The organism is Vibrio sp. 10N.222.49.C9 (assembly GCF_041474985.1).
GTDB lineage: Bacteria > Pseudomonadota > Gammaproteobacteria > Enterobacterales > Vibrionaceae > Vibrio > Vibrio crassostreae_C.
Window position 1 is genome coordinate 203918 of sequence record NZ_JBFRVD010000022.1, and the last position, 20174, is coordinate 224091.

Sequence of the window (20174 nt, forward strand, 5' to 3'; positions counted from 1 at the left end):
TCAAACGTAATTGATGGTTATGCAACGATGATAATCCTAGCGTTAAATGGATTGAATTGTAACCAAAACTCGTGGTGAGCGAGAAAATGAAATCGGAATATTTATCCATAAAGCGACTTAATGAATATGCATACAGTTGGTTCTTTCTGATGTGCTGTTATCTCGCAGTAAAAATTACCGATTAATCTAAGATCTGCAGTGATTGTTTGGGATAAATATTCAAATCATTATTATTTTCAGTGAATCTTGTCGTAACAAGTTGTTTACAATTCTGAGGTAAATAAAAGATAGGGACGGTTGAAATGTTAAACCTACACAAAAAATCACTTCATATTACTAATGTTCAAAACGCCAATTGCGTTGTTATGGTTCCGCCAAAAGAGTTTCGATTTAACGAAGAAACAGCACGTGATAACGAGTTTCAGCACAGAGTCAATCTGACTGAAGCTGAGGTGAAGCTAGAAACGATGGCCGAATTTAAGGCTATGGTGGCTTCGTTGCGTAAAGAAGGTGTGCAAGTTGTAGAGTTTGATTACCCAGAATTGGGTGTCGAAACCCCTGACGCAGTGTTCCCAAACAACTGGTTCAGTACTTGTAGTGATGGAAGTTTATTCACTTTCCCTATGGCCTGTGAAAACCGTCAGCATGAAGTTAAGCCTACTGCTCTTATTGAAGTGTTGGAAGCGTCTGGTCGCATTGTTAACCACAGTGAGTCTATGGAGTCGTATGTTGCTCAAGGTTCTTATCTAGAGAGCACCGGTGTGATGGTTATCGATCACATCAATAAGACGATCTATGCGGCGCTTTCTCAGCGTTGCGACCGTGAAGTATTAGAAGATTATGCGAAGCGTATTGGTTATTCTCGCGTGGTTTCGTTCCAAACGGCATTACCGTCGGGTCAGCCGATTTATCACACCAATGTGATGATGGCGATTGGTGATAACTTCTGCGTGATCTGTGATGAAGTGATTCCTGAGTTTGAACGCCGCTTTGTGGTGAAATCTCTTGCCAAAGACAAGCAAGTTATCTCGATCTCGATCGATCAGATGAACCGATTCTGCGGCAACATTCTGCAATTGGAAACCGTGAATGGCGATAAGGTGATCGCGATGTCTCAGTCGGCTTACGATGCATTTTCTCCAGCTCAATTAGCTCAGCTCTCGACACACGGAAAGTTGCTGCCATTTAACGTGAAAACGATTGAAGACATTGGTGGTGGTTCGGTGCGATGCATGTTGGGTGAGGTGTTTTTACCAACGCGAGTAAATCGTCTGTAACAAGCACTCACTTTCAGTAATGAATCTTTGAATACCACTCTTATCGCAGAGTGGTATTTTTGTTTTTGTCTTTCACATATAAGAGAACAGAGCTCGATACAGGAGTCAACGCGCAAAAGCTAATGGAAATAAGCTATGAAGCGTCCTTAAAAGCTCTGTGTTCGATGAACTGAGCCGACAGTGTTACGACTTCTTTGGAGTAGACAAGCGCCGTGTGGTTGAGTTTGAGGGCGTAAGTATCCGTTGCTCCTCTCAGGTTGGCGTCTTCGAGTGTGACTGTGCCATCGCCCGGGTTTTTCCCCAGTACAATACGTCCAACTCCGGCGTCGTAGGTGCCTGTAATCACGCCAATCGGCACATCAATATCGTAGTCACCCAAGCCATCACTTAAGATCATTTTGCTCGAACCAAATATAAATCCAAGACCATGATTCGAAAGCGTTTTGGCTATGGTTGCCCCATTGTGCGGTGTACCTGCGGTAATAATGCAGGTGTCTGCAAAGTCGGGTTGGTAGAACTTAAAGTAGTGGCGAATCAGCAAGCCACCGAGTGAGTGACCAAAGAAATAGACCTCATCGTACTCATTAAAGCGAGCATTTACGAAGCGATTGAGGCGTTTGGCTGCAGAAGGGAAACGCAGCGAGTTGTAGGCAAACTTGTGCGTTGTAAAGCCGCGTTTTTTGAAGTTTCTATCCAGATATAGCATGATCAACGCAGGCATATATAAACCATGAATTAAAACTATATGTTTGTTTTTATTATTCATTTTTGTCCTCCGTCTGATGATGTCCCCAGTATATTTAGTCGCAAATCTAAACTCAATAAAACTTGCTACGAATGGGGCACAAAAGACAGAGGTGTACGTTATAAACAGTGCGTTCGTCATAGAGAAAAGGTGGGTTAGTCAGATCTCACTCCACCATACACATCTATGGTTAAACCGCCTTGTTTAGCGTAAGTATTGGGTGTTAGACCGATGGTTTTCTTTAGGTAACGAATCAGGTGCGGTTGGTCGCTAAATCCAAATTGAAAGGCGACGTCCATCCAATCGATGTCATCCAAATTTCGTTTATACAAGTATTCCAGCATTGCTTCGAGTTTGTTCATCGATTGGCACTGTTTTAATGTCAGCCCTGTTACCTTGTTGAAGCTTCTTTCCAATGTTCTTTGTGAGCAAAACAGCTTGTCGCCAAGCTCTGCAATCGGTGTCGAACCAAGCACACCCAACACCTTACGTGTCAGTTCGCTGTGCCTATCCGTTTTACCTGTCGATAACCAAGGAAGCAGCAAATCATCTAACTGCTGACAGCAGGCCTCAACATCGGTTTGGGCGAGCTTGATCAGTGACGTTGCATCGGCGTTTGGGTTGTTTAGCAAACCTGCGAGCTTGACTGGGCTAACCCTGTCCAAGCTAGGGTGAGGGCAATCTGGGATAACCAGTGAATACAAGGCACCGACATGGAATTTAATGCCCAAGTGAACAAAGGGCTTCGAGTGATCCAATTCGATGGCTTTATGGTGTGGCAGCAGTAGATGGCAACCAACGCCTTGATCGATTTGTTGCTCAATCGTGTAGTGATACGCTTGCTTGCTTGGCGATAAGATCAGGTGTGCCGATGGATCGGGATTGAGTATCGGAAATTGATGAGTTTGAGCGTCGGGCGTCTTTTCAATCAGCCAGTAGCAATCAATGAACTGAGCAACTACAGGGGATTTTGGAGACTGTAACCAATTGATCATTAGACCTTCTATTTCAGATGATTGTCACCTCCAACTATATGTAGATATCGTTGGAGGTGACAGTTTTTATCAGTATCAATTGTTAGAACTTAGTCTTGATGTTTGTTAATCCGAATCAAGGCTAATCAGTTTCCTTTAATTCGCTAAAATCAAACTGCAAGATACGATGCTTTGATGATAACCCAGCGCGTGTGATGGCCTTTTGTGCGCCAATATTACTGCTTTCCGTAGAGCACATAGCTTCTAACCCTTGGCTATTAGCGTGTTGCTTTAGAAAGTGAATAACACGCGTTGCTAAGCCTTTACCGCGTTCTTCTTGTGCGACAATCATACCCAAGTCAGCAAACTGCGTTTGGTGTTCATCGAATTTACGACACTCTCCTGTAGCAAGAATACTGTCGCTTTCCCAGCAGCCCCATAGCTCTTGGCGGGCAATCAAATTACCGTAGTAACCGGTGAGCCACTCTTTTGGCGCGCCAATCGCTGATGAAGCAAACTCAACGAACTGCTCCAGTTGTTCTTCTGTCGCGAGGCTCATCTCTATCTCTTCAATGCGGTCTGAATCACAATCGGATCTGGCTTGAGAGTTTTGGCGGTACATCATCGCATTCACTTTAAATGACTCTGTGTTGTCGACACACAGTGATAAATATTGTGGTTCAGCGGTGCTCACGAATGCGCCTTTCACCTTACCAATCACAGAGCTGTTGTTCTCTACGATTAAGGTGAACAAGTCTTCAATATGAGTGCTGGCTGTTGGTGCTAGGAAAAACTGAAGTAAGTAGCCTTCGCTATTCAATACGCAATAACCGACAAGTGTGTCGTCTTCGTAAAAGCCGTAATGGTCAGACATAGGTACAAAGCCAAAATGCCACATGCCATCGAGTGGTGCTGTTGCTTCGGTAAAGTAAGCGGTTTTAAGTTCGGTTAAGTCGCTAAGTGCGGAGATTTTTTTGATGTCTAACATCGTTTGAATTCCTATTGCTTCGATTCGGTAGAGTGCGTGGTCGTCATCTTGTTCTCAGGTACGTCAATTGACGATGAGATAATTGATTAGCTGAGCCACGTTTCAATGACAGCAATTGTAGGCGACTGCTTGAGGTAGGTATTGAATAAAAACGACAGTTTTGACTTGTACAAAAAAGGGACTCATAAATGAGCCCCTTTGGTTGGAATATTTGCGAGTCGGCCTTTGAAGTTACCGACACGCAGCAAAAATATCTTGGTTCTCTCGATATTCTTTGGTTTGTACATCCATTAGGCCGAGTAAAGAGTCGAACAGGTTATCTTGGGAGAAGCTCTGTTCTTTGCCTGCCTTTCTTAAGCAGGTCTGGTTTATCCCTTTCTGCTCGGCGAAACCATCAGACATCCATAGGATCATAGGCACATGGGTTTGCTCTTTCGGTGCCAATGAATAAGGCATGCCGTGTAAGTAGATGCCATTTTCTCCCAATGATTCTCCGTGATCGGAAATGTACATCAGCGCGACATTGTACTTATCGGTGAGTTTCTCTAGCTTCTGAATAGCCTGTGATAGAAAGAAATCTGTGTACAAGATGGTGTTGTCGTAGGTGTTAACCACTTCCTCTTTGGTACAGTTTTCGATATCTGCACGAGCGCAGTCAGGCGTAAATTTCTTATGTTCTTCTGGATAACGCTCAAAGTACGTTGGGCCGTGAGATCCGGCAATGTGATAGAAAATGATGCTATCTTGCTTGAGATCTTGCGTATCTTGTTCGAAGTTCTCTAGCATCGCTGTGTCGTAGCATACGTCGTTATTACACAATGGGTCGCTGTCTTTGGCGATGAGAGTCATCTCTTTGATTCGATGTGCGACCGCCTTATCCCCACCATCATGTTCTCTCCAAATAGAGTGAATGCCCGCGCGGTTCATAATGTCGACCACGTTATCTTGGTTGTAGGCTTTGTCGCGATCATAGTTGCTGCGATTCATGTTAGAGAACATGCAGGGTACTGAAACTGCGGTGGCTGTACCGCACGACTGAACATCAGAGAAAAATATCGGGTTATAAGGCTTGGTATGAGCGTTGGTTTCTCTCTCATAGCCATAATATTGGTAGTTATACACGCGAGCGGTTTCGCCAAGCACAAACACCAATAAGGTCGGTTTGGTTGCCGCTTTTGCTTGTGGCTTGAGTTGAGCATCTAATCCCAATTCTTGATAGGGGATGGGCTGTTTGATGTAGGTGTTATTGATGTATTTGACTGTTGATGCTACATACTCGGTCGGAATGATCATCTTTTTGATGTGCGAGTTATTGCGACCAATCGATACGTAATCTTTGTAGAAAAGCCCGGCAATAATCGCAATGACGATCAAGGAAGAGAGCAAGCCAATCGATTTCCAGACAAAGAAATCCTTCCAAGACTCTTTTTCAAGTTTGGTAAACAACAGGATGAGAGATGGAATACCACCCATAGCCAGTAGCCATAAGATCGAGTGACCACTGATATAGCTGGCTGCTTCACCGCTATTGGTCTCAAACACATTCTCTATCATGCCGTAGTCGACGAATATGCCGTAATTGAACATGCTGTAGCTGACTAAGGTTGAGGTGATCAGCAATAAGATGAAAAACGGCTTAGAGAAAATAGGCCAGTTGAAGACTTGGAAGATGAAATTAAAGGCAGCAAGGAAGAAGATAGGAATGGAGATAAGAAACGCAACGCTTTCAGACTTCGATGCCTGAACAATACTAAACAGTTCTTGGGAGAGAGGTAGATTGACGACAAGCAGATAATACACGGCCAACACAAAAGGCAGCTTGTTTATCGACATGTTAAAGCTTGGTAGATTCATAGGTCTTGTTTTCCTGCGTCTCTTATCCCTTTATTTTAGTCTCGCTACCAAGAAAGCTCTAATATCAACGCATAAAGCTCAGTAAGTAATGGTGAGCGATAAACCGGCTAAAGTGAAATGACGCGATAGTGCGTGTAGAAACAAAAAATTCACTTTACTGAGTGACCTTCATGACAAGGTGGAACAGCAAAGTGAATTAGTATGTTCAGCTTATTCTATGTGGTTCAATCACATTAGAAGTTGTAAGAACCACCGAAGCTAATGCTGTTGAAGGCAAGTGTTTTGTCTTCTTTCTTAAAGCCGTAGTCGTTCTCAACACTCACTGCGTCTGCTTGTGAGATTAGGCGTAGTGTTAGATGTTCGATTGGCGTGTATTCAACACCAACACCAAAGTGGAAACCGGTACCGCTATCGTCATCATATAGAGCTGCGTTATTTGCGTTTAGGTCAACAGAGCTTAAACCTGCAAGCACGAATGGACGAATCGTGTTGTCGAACGTATAACCTAGGTTTGCTGATAACGAAATAGAAGTTGGAGACATTTTTTCTGTACCTTTTTTGTAGTCTGCGTAGTCGTTGTAGCCAAGCTCAACACCTACGATACGGTTGAACTGGTAGCCGCCGTATAGGTTGTAACCCATGCCGTCTGAGTCTAGGTTGCCTTGACCGTCTGTATCAGAATCTTGGTACACACCAAGACCGCCACCGATGTACGCACCACCGTCAGTGCCTGCTGCTAATGCAGGAAGAGAAACCGCGCCGATTAAACCCAGTGCTAATGCTGATTTCGCGAATTTGTTCATTGTTCTTACTCACTCTTTAATGTCATGCAGTATCAATTATTTTTGTTTTGCGACCTTTCGACCGTTGGTGAGTATTATTCCGTAGTCTTGTACCTATTACTGTATGGCTTTGTAAGTTGAATCGTTACATAGTAGAAAAAATGCTCATCCGGTTGCGTAGTGAGTTAGGCTGCCAAAAACAAGGAATACACATGCTAATGAAACAAAATACATGTTTGGTGGTTGTGGACGTGCAAGGTAAGCTTGCACGCCTTGTTGATGAGAATGAGACACTTATTTCTAACTTTGGAAAGTTGATTAAGGGCGCACAGGTTTTGGGTCTGCCAATTATTCGTTTGGAGCAGAATCCAGAGAAGCTAGGTGCGACGGTTGATGAACTCAATGACCTTTTGAGTGATGCTAAACCAATACCTAAATTCACGTTTAACGCGTGTGATGAGCCCAAGTTTGTTGAGGCGGTTCAAACCAAGGATGTAGAGACTTGGTTGGTGTGGGATTGAGGCTCATATTTGTGTTTATCAAACCGCATTGGGTTTGTTGGAGCTTGGGTACAGGGTTCAGGTAGTTGGCGACTGTATTGGTTCACGGACAGCATTGAATAAGAAGTTGGCTATCAGCCGATTACAGGACGCTGGTGTCCAAATTACGGGATTAGAAATGAGCTTATACGAGCTAGTGAAAGATTGCCGCGCACCAGAATTTAAGCTCATTCTATCCTTGATTCGTTAATCACCGAGAGGCTGTCTGTCGCCCCCACCTCGGTAGGAATCTAGCGCAACCTTCAAACGACGCAGTTTGTCGCGCGAACGGTTTTTATGATTGACTGCGATCCCCATAGAAAGCACATCCACTAGCGCCAACATGGCGTAGCGAGACGCCGACGGTTTGTAGATGAAGTCAGTTTCCATATGTTTGATGGGCAACAAGATATCGGCAATCTTTGCCAGCGGTGTATCTTGTGGGGTAATTGCGATGATCTTAAGCCCGTACTGCTTAGCCAGCTCTGCGGTTTCAGTAATCACAGGCGTGAAACCGGTCGCGGAGATCATCACCATGACATCATTGACATCTGCTGTCGCAGCAACCATGCGTGACATTAAGCCATCATTGTACGACACCACGGGATAGCCCAATCGGAACAGTCGGTGTTGCAGTTCTTGAGAGGCGATAGTCGAACCACCACCCATGCCGATAGCAATGATTTGTCTGGCGTTATGCAGCCAGCTGACTGCGGTTTCAACGTCTTGCTCTTTGAACAAGGTGCGGTTGATGTCTAGGCTTTGCTTGATCGATTCGTAGATACCTTGATAACCCGTTTGGTCAACCGGTTCGAGGATAAAGCGCTGGCCAACGGTTAGCGTCTGAGCCAACTTAATCTTCATATCACGTACGTTGCTGCAACCGATCGCTTTAGCAAAACGTGTAATGGTGGCTTCACTCACTTGAGCGCTTTCAGCAAGCTCTGTGATGCTGGCATTGGCAGCAAAATCAATGTCGTCCATGATCAGCTTAGCGACTTTTTTCTCTGCATCACGAAGAGCGGGAAAACGCTCCGTTATCTGTGAAATGATATCTACTTCTAAACTCAAGAATCTTGATCCTTTGTTGATGGGGCTAACCGTTATGGCTTAGTTTTTAAGAACCTAGCTCGTAAGAACCAAGCTATTTAGAACTAGGCTATTTGGCATTAAGCCATTTAGCACTAACCTATATAAAACTCAGCCTTAGCCCCGTAAGTATATCTGAATGTTTCGCTGATTCTAGCTTATTGAAAAATCGAGCTAGAAGCAGGTCTCTACCCAGTTTGTTACCTGATAGTCGTCATCGCTGATAGCAATGTAACGCCACTTATCGAACGTCAAGCACGGGTGTGAGGTTGAGAAAGCAATCATGTCACCGACTTCAATCTCAGAAGAACCGTCTGTTTCAACAAAGGTATGCTGATCCATTACCGCGGTAGCAGTGAGCCCTTTTACTGAGATAGCTTCGCCGTTACGATAGCCGCGCTCTGCAATTGGTAAACCGGCATCGAAGGCAACATCACGCTTACCTAATCCAATCACTAACTTGGTCGGCTCTGGGCGAGAGATAACATATGCCCACACTTCAAGTGCCGATTCCAGATCTCCACCCAATTCACACGCGTAACCTTGGTTTACTTGGGCACGCTGCAACACTTTGCTTTGAGCGTCTAGGTAGATGCCTGTGTCGTGAATGGCATAACAACCCGGGCGGATGATCGCCAAGTAATCGGTTAGGTTCGCTAAACATTCTGCAACCACGTCATACCAAGCAGAGCCGGCACCCGTGATGATAGGTTGCCCTGCAATTAGGCCATCTGATGCGAGGCTTTCGACCGAAGTCAGCGCCTGTTTCAAGAAGGTGCGAATGTCTTGTTCTGCGTTGTCACCGTGAATCACACCCTCATACACCTCAATACCCGCGAGCGAAAGGGCAGGTGTGTCTTGGATGGTTTGAGCCAGTTCTAGAACTTCTTGTGGTGAACGACAACCACAACGACCGCCCGGCACACCAAATTCGATCAGTACTTTTAGCGTCTGCTTTTTGTTGGCGAAGTATTGGTTGAGTTGCTGCACGTTTACCGAAGAATCCACACAACAGTAAAAGTCGATATCAAACTCACTGATCAACTGTTCAACGATCGCCATGTTGGTTTTACCCACCAATTGGTTGGCCATGATGATTCGTTTTGCACCCGCCATAGCGGCAACTTCTGCCTGTGCAGGCGTTGCTACTGTAATACCCCAAGCGCCATTTTCTAGCTGTTGACGGAAGAAATCAGGCGTCATCGATGTTTTGCCATGTGGCGACAATTTAACCTGATGATGATCGGCGAATGATTGCATCCAATTCAGGTTATTGGTCAACGCTGATTGTTTGATAATTGCTACCGGAAGCGAAATGTCTTCATCAACCAGTCGATAAACACCGTTCTCAGATTGTGATACTGCTCTCCCTTTTTGGCCTTTTTCAGTCAAGATGAAACTATCTTTTTGATACTTTATAACATCTTTTTGTGCAGGGTTATGTTTCATTGCTGATTCCTAACATGATTTAAGTGGTTGTTATTTAATGTTTAAATATATCTGTAATGTGTTTTGTGATAGAAACTATCACACAAATTAGAATGTTATGTGTGTTTTGTCACTGAAAATAATCGGCTGGATTTCTAATATAGCTCCATCAACACAGTGGATTGAGAGAGTGAAAAATGTTGTTCGATACGATAATTAAAAATGTAGAGGTGTTTGACGGCACCGGCGAACAATCGTTTTGTGCCGATGTAGCAATCCGAGATGGAAAAATCGCCGAAATTGGCAAAGTCGATCATGAAGATTGTAGCCAGTTGGTTGAGGGAGCAGGCTTAGCATTGGCTCCTGGATTTATCGATGTACATACACATGACGATACCAACGTAATTCGTTACCCAGATTGCCTACCTAAGATCAGCCAAGGTGTGACAACCGTGATTGTTGGCAACTGTGGCATCAGCGCATCGCCAACGGTTTTGGCTGGCGATCCACCTGACCCAATGAATCTTTTAGGTGCGCAGGCTGATTTTAAATACCCAACTTTTGCGGCGTATGCACAAGCGGTAGAGCAAGCGCAACCAGCGGTGAACGTAGCAGCATTAGTTGGCCACACTACACTGCGTAACCAAGTGATGGACGACCTGCAACGCACCGCAAGCGAAGAAGAAATCGCGGTAATGCAAACCAACCTTGATTTAGCGATGGAGCAGGGTGCACTGGGTTTGAGTTCAGGTTTGGCTTACGCAAGCGCGAAACAAGCCAACGCCAATGAAGTGATGCAGTTAGCGAAAGTGCTGTCTAGTCATGGCGGTATCTATACCACGCATATGCGTACTGAATTCGAAGAGATCTTAAGCGCGATGGAAGAAGCGTTTGAGACCGGGCAATACGCGAAAGTACCCGTTGTTATCTCTCACCTTAAATGTGCAGGTGCAGGCAACTGGGGCAGAACTGTTGAAGTGCTTGATTTGATGGACAAGGTTTCAGAGCACCAAGATGTGTCTTGCGACTGCTATCCATACTCAGCGAGCTCTTCGACATTAGATCTGAAACAGGTGACAGACGATTTCGACATCTTCATCACTTGGTCTAAAGCAAAGCCTGAACATGCAGGCAAAACGCTTAAGCAGATTGCTGATGAGATGAACCTACCACTGATGGACGCAGCAAAAGCGCTTCAACCAGCCGGTGCGGTTTACCACTGCATGGATGAGAACGACGTAAAGCGCGTATTGAAATACAAGCTGACCATGGTTGGTTCTGATGGTTTACCCAATGACCCGCATCCACATCCAAGATTGTGGGGCACTTTCCCGAAAGTCTTAGGCCACTACTGCCGAGATGAAAAACTGTTTGCGCTGCCAGAAGCGATTCACAAAATGACCGGAATGTCTGCGAAGCGCTACAACCTCGCGGGAAGAGGTGAGATTCGCCAAGACGCATTTGCCGATTTAGTTTTATTTGATCCAAAGAATATTAAAGACACAGCAACATTTGAAAACCCTATTTCAGTTGCTGAGGGAATCGAAAGTGTATTTGTAAATGGTGAGTTAACTTACCAAAAAGGAAAAGTAAAAAATAATCGTTCAGGCGTTTTTATTTACCGTAATTAGAATTTAATTATTTTATTAAATATACAGTAATAAGAAAACGACGAATTAATTTAAATATATTGGAACAGAACCAATATTATCTATAAAGAAGTGGAGTTAAAAAATGACTATTAAACGTTACGGTGTTGAAGGCGGTACAGGTACAGGCGGACAACATTTACCATTTGCACGCGCAACTGAAGCGGGTGGTTTCCTATACGTTTCTGGCCAGACACCGATGACAGATGGTGAAGTGGTAGAGGGTGGCATTGTTGACCAGTCTCGCCTAGCGATCCAAAACTGTGTCGATATCATGACTGAAGCGGGCTACGGCCTAGAAGACGTAATGCACGTAAAGGTTGTGCTAACGGATTCTCGTTACTTCCAATCTTTTAATAAGGTATTCAAAGAGTTCTTCGGTGCTAACCCACCGGCTCGTATCTGCATGGTTTGCGACCTAGTTGTAGACGTGAAGGTTGAAGTAGATGTGACTTGCTACCGCGCGGATCGCGTTTAGTAATAACCTAATCACAATTACCTACTTAGAGAGTATTAGGGGTTAGTCATCCCTGTTATTATCCTTTAATACTCTCACCCTACATTTATAAAAATTACTTTAATTAAAATAGATAAAATCAATAAAGTAATTATATGAAATATAAAAATGAATGAATCATAAATAAAGTTCAAGAATGAACTCAATATTTCACTGAGAGGTGTCAAATGAACAGCACACTTTTTCTTACAGGCTTCGGCGTGTACGTATGTTTTTTAATTTGGTTAGGCTGGTTTGTCTCGCGTAATCAAAAATCTGGCGAAGATTTCTTATTAGGTGGCCGTGGCCTGCCATTATTCTTAGTACTTGGTACAACAGTTGCGACTATGGTCGGCACGGGTTCAAGTATGGGCGCGGTTGGCTTTGGCTACGCAAATGGTTGGGCGGGTGCTCTGTACGGAATAGGCGGTGCTGTGGGCATCCTATTGCTTGCACTTTGGTTTGCTCCGGTTCGTAAACTGAACTTCATGACCATGAGTGAAGAGCTGGCTTATTACGTTGGCGCTAACCGAATCGTAAAAAACGTGGTTGGCCTACTTATCTTTATCGCGTCAATCGGTTGGTTAGGTGCGCACATTCTAGGTGGCGGCATGTACCTAGCGTGGATTGCAGACATCGACCTTAACCTTGCGAAAATTATTATTGCTGCAGCTTTCACTATCTACGTTGTTATCGGTGGTTACACAGCAGTTGTATGGACCGATACGATTCAAGCAATCATCCTTTTTGCTGGCTTCATCCTAATGGCGGTAATGTCTGTTGATCACATTGGTGGCATGGATAACCTTTACGCTGCGATGGACCCTGCTGCTACAAGCTTTTTAGCAATCGATAAACTGGGCATTCTGCCTGCTGTTTCTCTGGCTGTGGTTATCGGTGTGGGCGTACTTGCAACACCTTCATTCCGCCAGCGTATCTACTCTGGTAAAGATGTTTCAACTATCCGTCGCTCTTTCGTGGCTTCTGGTGTGTTGTACCTTTTCTTCTCTATTATTCCAGCAATCATAGGTATGGCGGCACACGCTATTGACCCAACGCTGGATAACCCGAACTTCTCGTTCCCTTACATTGCAGCGACGGTACTACCTGTTGGCGTAGGCATGATTGTTCTTATCGCAGGTCTATCAGCAACCATGTCGAGTGCAAGCTCAGATGCGATTGCCGGTGTATCTATCCTACTGCGTGACGTGTACGTGATGTTCACAGGCCGCGTACCAAACAAAGAATCAATGTTGAACTACTCTCGTCTAGCTTTGGTTGTGGTGATTGGCTTCGCACTACTGTTCGCACTGACGTCAAACGACATCATTGGCTACATCACTAAGATGATTTCAACGGTTATGTCGGGCATGTTTGTGTGCGGTATGTTGGGTAAATTCTGGAAACGCTACAACTGGCAAGGTGCGCTTGCAACACTAGCGGGTGCTTCTGTAGCTTCATTCGTAGTAATGTTAAACGCTGACTACACAGCCTTCTGGGGCAACCCAGTTATCCCATCATGTCTGTTTGCTCTAACGGCAGGTGTGGTTGTGAGCCTAGTGACTCCGGCTAACCAAGTAACACCTGAAATGGCAAAAGCGATTCTTGATGACGAGCGTGCTCAGATGGAGATGGAAATGTCTGAGACTGGCGTACTTGAAGAAGAAGCGGCACCTCAACGTCCTGCAAATCAAACAAGCTAAACCTAGTCTCCACAACTGGTTTGCTTAATTCAGGCCCTGCTTAGTGGCAGGGCCTTCTCCCACATATATCTCTCTATTTTAGGATCGGCTATGTCGGCATCTTCTCTGTTCAATATTGCTTTCTTTGGCGAATGTATGGTCGAAATCAGCGGCTCTCCATTAACCAAAAAGTTTGGCGGTGACACACTTAATACCGCACTTTACCTTTCTCGCTTAACTCAACATCAAAACCTCTCTGTGCACTATGCGACAGGGCTTGGCAGTGATGAGCTGTCTCAAAATATGATTGATAGCTGGCAACTAGAAGGCATTCAAACAAATTTCGTCGAACGCATTGCGAACAAGCTTCCTGGACTCTACATGGTTGAAACCGACGAGACAGGCGAGCGACACTTTCATTACTGGCGCAACGACGCGGCAGTCAAATCTTACTTTCAAGCTAGTGATCTGAATAAGCTTGAAATCGCCCTGACCGAGAAACAAGTCGATGCGGTTTACATCAGCGGTATCAGTATCGCGATTTTAGATGACGCCTATCGTGAGCGCTTATTCAAAGCTATTAGCGTGTTCTCAAATCAAGGCGGCAAGCTGATTTTTGATAACAACTATCGCCCGCAACTTTGGACGACTGAACAAGCTCAGCATTGGTACGCCAAGTTACTACCATTGGTCGACATTGCACTGATTACCGAAGACGACGACCTGCTGGTTTGGGGCAATGGCGAGAGCGTTCAACAACGCTGCCTTCGCTTAGGCTGCCAAGAGATCGTCATCAAACGTGGCTGTGAGCCATGCAAGATTGTTCAAGTTGAACAAGGCGATGTTGTTGAGAGTTATGTATCCGCGACTCGTGTTTCTAACGTGGTCGACACCTGCGCTGCGGGCGATTCATTCGCTGCGGGTTATTTAGCTGCGCGTCTTACTGGCGAGAGCGCCACCGACGCAGCCGAATTTGGCCACCAACTGGCTTCCATCGTTATTCAATACTCTGGCGCAATAATCCCTATGAGCGCTATGAGCCAACTGATTAAAAAATAAAAAGCGGAACTATTATGTCTCAAGAAATGATCAACACACTTAAGCAGTTCAAAGTTATCCCTGTTATCCAAATCAACAAGGTGGAACATGCGATTCCACTAGCAAAAGTGTTGGTAGAAAACGGCCTGCCAGTAGCAGAAGTGACGTTCCGTACCGAAGCGGCAGCGGCAGCGGATTCGATTCGTGCGATGCGTGATGCCTACCCAGAGATGTGTATCGGTGCAGGTACAGTACTCACACCTGCGCAGATCGACCTTGCGAAAGAGGCGGGCAGCGAATTCATCGTAGCACCGGGCTTGAATCCCAACACAGTAAAACGTTGCCAAGAGATCGGTATGCCAATCGTTCCTGGCGTAAACAACCCAAGCCAAGTAGAGCAAGCGTTGGAGCTAGGTCTTAACTTTTTGAAGTTCTTCCCAGCAGAAGCGTCTGGTGGGATCAATATGGTGAAATCTCTGTTAGCGCCATACGTTGATGTGTCTTTAATGCCAACGGGAGGTATCGGCAAGCACAACGTGAATGACTACCTAGCCGTGGATCGCGTGGTGTGCTGTGGCGGTACTTGGATGGTATCTCCGAAGATGATCGAGAATGAACAGTGGGACGAGATCGCGGAGTTAGTTAGAGAAGCGGTCGCTCTTGTGAACTAACGAGAAGCGTTTGGAATAAAGATAAGTGTTTTAAATAAAGATAAACAACAGCAGTGGTTGATGGTTCTGTTTTGTGAATTGCCTCCGATAAACAAAACAGAACGCCCGTTATATAGGAAAACTAATAATGAAAAAAACTATATTATCCCTATTGATTTCAGGTTCAGTAGTGTCCCCAATGGCGTTAGCAATGGCTCCAAGTACCGATCTAAATTTAATGCCGTACCCGCAAACAGTCGAGCTGAAAGCTGGGCAGGTTAAGGTTGATGGCAACTTCAAGGTTTACATCAAAGGCTTTAACTCTGACCGTGTTGAATACACGGCGAAACGCTTTATTGACCGCCTTGAGCGCCAGACTGGTGTACCTATTCTAAACTGGCAGGTTGATAGCGCCGACCAAGCGAACCTGATCATTGATATCGACGCGGCGCCAAAATCTGAAGTACAAAACATTGATTCTGTGGAGTCCTACAAAATTACGACTCAGGGCGAACAAATCACGCTGAGCTCTCCAAGCCCATACGGCACAATTCACGGCATCGAAACCCTTTTACAGCTCGTTGAAACCACAGCGACTGGCTACCACATTCCTGCTGTCACGATTGTCGATGAGCCCCGCTTTCGTTGGCGTGGAGTCTCTTACGATACCTCTCGTCACTTTATCGAATTCGATGTGCTGATTCGTCAGTTAGATGCGATGGCATCGGCGAAGATGAACGTTTTCCATTGGCACTTCTGGGACGACCAAGGTATTCGCATTCAAACCGAATCATGGCCACGTTTGTGGTCTGAAACCGCTGATGGTAACTACTACACCAAAGACCAAGTCCGTTACTTAGTGGAATACGCGCGTAATCTTGGTATTCGTGTGATTCCAGAGGTGTCTCTTCCGGGTCACTCTTCTGCGGTTGCTTATGCTTACCCGCGCCTGATGTCGGGTGGTGAAGGTCAAAGCTATGAGCAAGAGCGTGGTTGGGGCGTGTTTGAACCATTAATGGACCCATTGAATCCAGAGCTCTATGAAATGCTGGGCGACGTATTTGATGAAGTGACCGAGCTGTTCCCAGACGAGTATTTCCACATCGGTGGCGATGAGCCGAACTATGCGCAGTGGAAAAACAGCGAAAAGCACCAACAGTTCATTGAAGAGAATAATATCGATGGTGAGCGTGGCCTGCAGTCTTACCTCAATGTAAAAGTTGAGAAGATGCTCGAAGAGCGCGGTAAGAAGATGACGGGTTGGGATGAGATCTGGCATAAAGATCTGCCAACTTCTATCGTGATTCAAAGCTGGCAAGGGCACGATAGTATCGGTCGTGCAGCGAAAGAGGGCTACCCAGGTATTCTTTCTACGGGTTACTACCTAGATCAACCTCAGCCAACTAGTTACCATTATCGCAACGATCCAATGCCAAGCGGCATCACGGTTGACGATAAGCTGCACAGTGGCGAAAAATTCGTGACTTACCAATGGCAGAAACCTCGTTCTAAAGGCAGCCCACGTAAGGGAACACTGACCATGATTGAAGCAAAAGACGGCACGTTCCGCGCATTCAGTGATTACAACGGCAAGTCTCGTGAAGAGATCTACATCCTTGATTACGTGCCGGGCAAAACCTTTGTCGGCCACTTCGATAACTTCATGTCGTACACCGAGTTCAACCTGAACCTAAATCCAAATGGGTTTGCGGAAGGCAGCTATCAGTTAATTGGTAACGTGCGCTGGCCAACCACAGGTGAAGTGATTGCGAGCAGTGATGTTGAAGGCAGCGTGATCCCTGAGCCAAATGGTGGCTACCCTGCAGAGTTAACCGACAAAGAAAAAGAGCTGATTTTAGGCGGCGAGATCACCATGTGGCTAGAAAACAAAGACAGCCTCACGGTTGAAAACTACCTATGGCCACGTAGCTATGCAATTGCAGAGCGTTTCTGGTCGGATGCAGAACTGACCGACGAACGAAGCATGTATAAGCGCATGAAAGCGATGGATACATGGTCGGAAGTGTCGGTTGGGTTACGTCACCACGCCGATGCTGACATGTTGTTGAAGCGCATTGCAAAAGGCCAAGATATTCACGACCTGCGCGTGCTAGCTAAATACACCGAGCCAGCTCAATACTACGCTCGCAACTGGGAGAAGTGGAATTCTACGGAACCTAAGGGCACTTTATACAGCCAATACGAGCGCTTAAACCGCTTCGTTGATGCGCTGCCTGTGGAAAGCTACGCCGTGTATGAGATGCAAGACTTGGTCAATGACATGGCGACAGGCAATCAACAAGTGCTTGAGCAACTTGCTGAGCATTATCAGCAAGCAAAATCGGCTGCACTAGCGGCTAAAACTGTCTTCGTTGGCAACGTATCTTCGGTAGAGACTGTGGTGGTTGCAGAGAAAACCGTTGAAGTGGCAGACTTGGCGTTAACCTTGATTGCTAAAGCACAAGCAGGCGAGAAAGTAAGAGAAGCAGACGTGAATGCCTACCAAGCGATACTGTCTGATTCGGCGAAAATCTATGATGAATCAATCATCGCGATTGTTCGCCCGACTGAGTTACTGTTAAAGCAGCTAGCTGAGTAAGTCGCGAACTGATTAACTGATAAGTCATACGCTAATAAGTGAATCAAAACCGCCCTCTGTGGGCGGTTTTTTAGTTCTGTCTTCTTTATGTGGTGCGATTTAATGCTTTTTGTTAGTAACTACTCACTATCTATATTCTTCAGCGTTAATGTGAATGTCATGCCTTGGTCTGGGTTGTTCTTTGCTATCAAGGTGCCTTGCATATCCCGTACATTGTTGGCTGTAATAGCCAACCCGAGCCCCAAGCCTTCGCCCATCTTTTTGTTGGTATGAAATGGTTCGAAAATGGTTTCGAGTTGATCTTCAGACACACCACAACCGTTATCTTGAACCTTGATGATCACGCGTTGTTGCTCGGTATGAGCGCTGATCACAATGGTTGCTGGTTTCTGATTCTGCGTGGCATCGACAGCGTTTCTAAGCAGGTTACCAAGCACTTGACGAAGTCGCGCCTCTTCTCCCATTACCATCGAAATATTGGAAGCGACACGCACGCGAATATCGACGTTTTCCAGTTCGGCTTGATGAATTCGCAGGGTTTCTTGCAGTGCGTCTGTCAGTGAAACTGGGTAAGGCTTTTCAAGTCTTTGGAAGGCGAACGACTTCAGTTGGCTGGTCATGTTAGCCATTCTGTCGATCAGGCTCATGACTAAGTCCATGTTCGCTTTCAACATCTTGGTCTTGCCTCTTTCCATCAATAGCTGGTTACTTGAAAGTAGCGTTTTTAGGCCAGTAAGCGGCTGATTGAGTTCATGAGTAATCGCACTCGACATCCGCCCTAGTGCAGCCAGTTTGCTAGATTCGACAAGTTCTTGCTGCGCATCTTTTAGATCTTGAGTTCGCTCTTCGACCCGCAGTTGTAGCGTTTTATTGGCGTTTTGCACCGCAATTTCGGCTTTCTTACGTTTGCTGATATCGATTACGGTACACAGGTAGTAAGTCGTCGCATGCCAAGGAAAGGCGCTAATAGAGAATAAAACAGGGAAGTAGCTGCCATCGCTGCGTCTTGCCATGGTTTCGACGCTAGTTATCTCGGCCAGCTCTTGATGCTGCTCTAAGTTTTTGAGCAGTTGCAAGGTGGTTGAATTCGGATTACCTGCCTCAAATAACTGCCACGCCTTGATGTTATTGATCATTGAATCAGATAGTGAAAAGTAGTTCTTCGCCATCAGGTTGATATCGTGAATGCGTCCGTGTTTATCGATCAGTATTAACCCAACATGGGTTTTATTGATCATCCCAGACAGTCGTTTCTCAGACTCTTCGATAAGCTTTTGGATTCTCAGATTGCTGAGCTTTTTCTGGCGTCTTTGGTAAAGAATAACCAACAGTAACAGAATGAAAAGACAGCCAACCGCCACACTCCAGCTGATCCAGTTCGTGGTCTGGTTGAGGCTGGTTAATGGCGTTAGGTAGGTTAAACGCCAATTCAGATCGTCTAACTTGATGGACTGAATTAGGTAATCTTTATCTTGCAATCGCCACACGCGAATATGGGTTTGGTCATACAGCTCACGTTTTGTCGCTGTGGGCTGAGAATTGAAGGTGTCATTGAACCAATCGGCACTCAACCTGTTGTCACTGGAGAGAAAGAACTGATCGCGAGGGTTCTGAAACAGTATCGCCTCACCATCGGCAAACCATTGATCGGTTAACAATGACAAATCGATTTGCACCGCGACAATGCCAACCACATCAGAGGCTCGATATACGGGTGCCGCTATGAAGTAATCGGGTGTCACGCCTTTGTTTTTTGTCACCACTGAAATCGCACCACCTTGTTGGTGGATCTTCGAAACAATTGTACTGGCGTTCTTATTGCTCAGTTTGCTTCTTTCAACACTCGATACCAACAAGTCCCCTTCGCCAGAAAGCAGATACCAGCCCTTGGTGTTGGCGGCTTTATCCAATTGAATCAGCTGCTTCTTAATGCGTTTTTCTAGGCGGGCTTCACCATCAATGAAGCGCACACTGGTTTCATCATTGGTTACTAGGTAGGGCAGATAATAGAAACGCTTAAGGGTTCGCCTTGCTTCGGCAATGTAGCCAAGGAAGCGCTGTTCGGCATAGCGTTGGGCTTGTTCAAGCTTCCACTGGCTGATGCCATTCTTGGTGGTGACCTGCACCAAACCAATCAATAAACAGGTACACAGGAATAACCAATATCGATTGTTATTCATCATTTCTGATCAAATCCCTTTAAAATTAGTGGCTTGCCTCTTTGAGCTAGTGGTTTGACAAGGTTTTATGTTTGCTTTTTAAGCGAATGGAGAGTGAGACAAATCGAAGCTAACAAACATTATTAAACTGTTAAAGGAGTGTTATTCAAAGTGGGAGCTAGCTCCTTTTCGTCTGAGGTTTTTTTACATACCGTGGACGATATT

Annotated in this window: 15 protein-coding genes and 1 pseudogene; 8 read left to right on the top strand and 8 right to left on the bottom strand. The window is 45.4% G+C overall.

Annotation, left to right across the window (positions count from 1 at the left end):
• Positions 1–302: 302 nt before the first annotated feature.
• A complete protein-coding gene (locus AB4585_RS10225) occupies positions 303–1277 on the top strand; it encodes an arginine deiminase-related protein (protein ID WP_004732521.1) in 975 nt (324 codons plus the stop codon).
• 133 nt (positions 1278–1410) lie between these two features.
• On the opposite strand, the gene AB4585_RS10230 is transcribed toward AB4585_RS10225, so the two are convergent.
• From AB4585_RS10230 to AB4585_RS10250, 5 genes are all read right to left on the bottom strand, one after another.
• Complete coding sequence (locus AB4585_RS10230) at positions 1411–2043, bottom strand: triacylglycerol lipase (RefSeq protein ID WP_017061192.1); 633 nt, start codon at positions 2041–2043, stop codon at positions 1411–1413.
• 134 nt (positions 2044–2177) lie between these two features.
• Entirely contained in the window at positions 2178–3017 is an 840-nt protein-coding gene (locus AB4585_RS10235) for a helix-turn-helix domain-containing protein (protein WP_372154616.1), read from the bottom strand.
• A gap of 121 nt (positions 3018–3138) precedes the next feature.
• Positions 3139–3984 carry a GNAT family N-acetyltransferase gene (locus AB4585_RS10240; protein ID WP_372154617.1) on the bottom strand — a complete coding sequence of 282 codons (846 nt, stop codon included), beginning with the start codon at positions 3982–3984 and terminating at the stop codon, positions 3139–3141.
• Positions 3985–4215: 231 nt separating this feature from the next.
• The gene (locus AB4585_RS10245; RefSeq protein ID WP_372154618.1) at positions 4216–5838 is read right to left on the bottom strand and encodes a phosphoethanolamine transferase; all 1623 of its coding nucleotides are present in this window, start codon (positions 5836–5838) and stop codon (positions 4216–4218) included.
• Positions 5839–6071: 233 nt separating this feature from the next.
• The gene (locus tag AB4585_RS10250) at positions 6072–6641 is read right to left on the bottom strand and encodes a porin family protein (protein ID WP_372154619.1); all 570 of its coding nucleotides are present in this window, start codon (positions 6639–6641) and stop codon (positions 6072–6074) included.
• A 191-nt stretch (positions 6642–6832) separates the two neighbouring features.
• Between AB4585_RS10250 and AB4585_RS10255 the strand changes: the two are divergent.
• Positions 6833–7370 (top strand): annotated as a pseudogene (locus tag AB4585_RS10255) (hydrolase).
• On the opposite strand, the gene AB4585_RS10260 reads toward AB4585_RS10255, so the two are convergent.
• Positions 7367–8230 carry a MurR/RpiR family transcriptional regulator gene (locus AB4585_RS10260; RefSeq protein WP_017070153.1) on the bottom strand — a complete coding sequence of 288 codons (864 nt, stop codon included), beginning with the start codon at positions 8228–8230 and terminating at the stop codon, positions 7367–7369. The pseudogene AB4585_RS10255 and the gene AB4585_RS10260 overlap by 4 nt on opposite strands.
• A 192-nt stretch (positions 8231–8422) precedes the next feature.
• Entirely contained in the window at positions 8423–9697 is a 1275-nt protein-coding gene (locus AB4585_RS10265) for an amino acid deaminase (RefSeq protein WP_372154620.1), read from the bottom strand.
• Positions 9698–9873: 176 nt separating this feature from the next.
• Between AB4585_RS10265 and AB4585_RS10270 the strand changes: the two genes are divergently transcribed.
• The 6 genes from AB4585_RS10270 (at position 9874) to AB4585_RS10295 (ending at position 17790) form a co-directional block, all read left to right on the top strand.
• Positions 9874–11307: an amidohydrolase family protein gene (locus AB4585_RS10270; protein ID WP_108122896.1), complete on the top strand. Its 1434-nt coding sequence runs from the start codon at positions 9874–9876 to the stop codon at positions 11305–11307.
• A 103-nt stretch (positions 11308–11410) separates the two neighbouring features.
• Positions 11411–11803, top strand: a complete 393-nt coding sequence (locus AB4585_RS10275; RefSeq protein WP_017065166.1) for a RidA family protein — start codon at positions 11411–11413, stop codon at positions 11801–11803.
• A 206-nt stretch (positions 11804–12009) separates the two neighbouring features.
• The gene (locus AB4585_RS10280; protein WP_372169742.1) at positions 12010–13524 is read left to right on the top strand and encodes a sodium:solute symporter family protein; all 1515 of its coding nucleotides are present in this window, start codon (positions 12010–12012) and stop codon (positions 13522–13524) included.
• A gap of 90 nt (positions 13525–13614) precedes the next feature.
• Entirely contained in the window at positions 13615–14562 is a 948-nt protein-coding gene (locus AB4585_RS10285; RefSeq protein WP_372138443.1) for a sugar kinase, read from the top strand.
• 14 nt (positions 14563–14576) lie between these two features.
• Entirely contained in the window at positions 14577–15212 is a 636-nt protein-coding gene (locus AB4585_RS10290) for a bifunctional 4-hydroxy-2-oxoglutarate aldolase/2-dehydro-3-deoxy-phosphogluconate aldolase (protein ID WP_372169744.1), read from the top strand.
• A gap of 127 nt (positions 15213–15339) precedes the next feature.
• On the top strand, positions 15340–17790 hold the full coding sequence (locus AB4585_RS10295) for a family 20 glycosylhydrolase (RefSeq protein ID WP_137001596.1): 2451 nt from the start codon (positions 15340–15342) through the stop codon (positions 17788–17790).
• 119 nt (positions 17791–17909) lie between these two features.
• Here AB4585_RS10295 and AB4585_RS10300 read toward each other — a convergent pair whose 3' ends face one another.
• On the bottom strand, positions 17910–19973 hold the full coding sequence (locus AB4585_RS10300) for an ATP-binding protein (RefSeq protein ID WP_372169746.1): 2064 nt from the start codon (positions 19971–19973) through the stop codon (positions 17910–17912).
• Positions 19974–20174 lie beyond the last annotated feature (201 nt).

Bases quoted from the DNA above. Each gene is read 5' to 3' on its own strand.
- AB4585_RS10235 (WP_372154616.1), bottom strand. From the start codon at position 3,017: ATGATCAATTGGTTACAGTCTCCAAAATCCCCTGTAGTTGCTCAGTTC.
- AB4585_RS10280 (WP_372169742.1), top strand. From the start codon at position 12,010: ATGAACAGCACACTTTTTCTTACAGGCTTCGGCGTGTACGTATGTTTT.
- AB4585_RS10240 (WP_372154617.1), bottom strand. From the start codon at position 3,984: ATGTTAGACATCAAAAAAATCTCCGCACTTAGCGACTTAACCGAACTT.
- AB4585_RS10265 (WP_372154620.1), bottom strand. From the start codon at position 9,697: ATGAAACATAACCCTGCACAAAAAGATGTTATAAAGTATCAAAAAGAT.
- AB4585_RS10300 (WP_372169746.1), bottom strand. From the start codon at position 19,973: ATGATGAATAACAATCGATATTGGTTATTCCTGTGTACCTGTTTATTG.
- AB4585_RS10230 (WP_017061192.1), bottom strand. From the start codon at position 2,043: ATGAATAATAAAAACAAACATATAGTTTTAATTCATGGTTTATATATG.
- AB4585_RS10285 (WP_372138443.1), top strand. From the start codon at position 13,615: ATGTCGGCATCTTCTCTGTTCAATATTGCTTTCTTTGGCGAATGTATG.
- AB4585_RS10275 (WP_017065166.1), top strand. From the start codon at position 11,411: ATGACTATTAAACGTTACGGTGTTGAAGGCGGTACAGGTACAGGCGGA.
- AB4585_RS10250 (WP_372154619.1), bottom strand. From the start codon at position 6,641: ATGAACAAATTCGCGAAATCAGCATTAGCACTGGGTTTAATCGGCGCG.
- AB4585_RS10295 (WP_137001596.1), top strand. From the start codon at position 15,340: ATGAAAAAAACTATATTATCCCTATTGATTTCAGGTTCAGTAGTGTCC.
- AB4585_RS10270 (WP_108122896.1), top strand. From the start codon at position 9,874: ATGTTGTTCGATACGATAATTAAAAATGTAGAGGTGTTTGACGGCACC.
- AB4585_RS10290 (WP_372169744.1), top strand. From the start codon at position 14,577: ATGTCTCAAGAAATGATCAACACACTTAAGCAGTTCAAAGTTATCCCT.
- AB4585_RS10245 (WP_372154618.1), bottom strand. From the start codon at position 5,838: ATGAATCTACCAAGCTTTAACATGTCGATAAACAAGCTGCCTTTTGTG.
- AB4585_RS10225 (WP_004732521.1), top strand. From the start codon at position 303: ATGTTAAACCTACACAAAAAATCACTTCATATTACTAATGTTCAAAAC.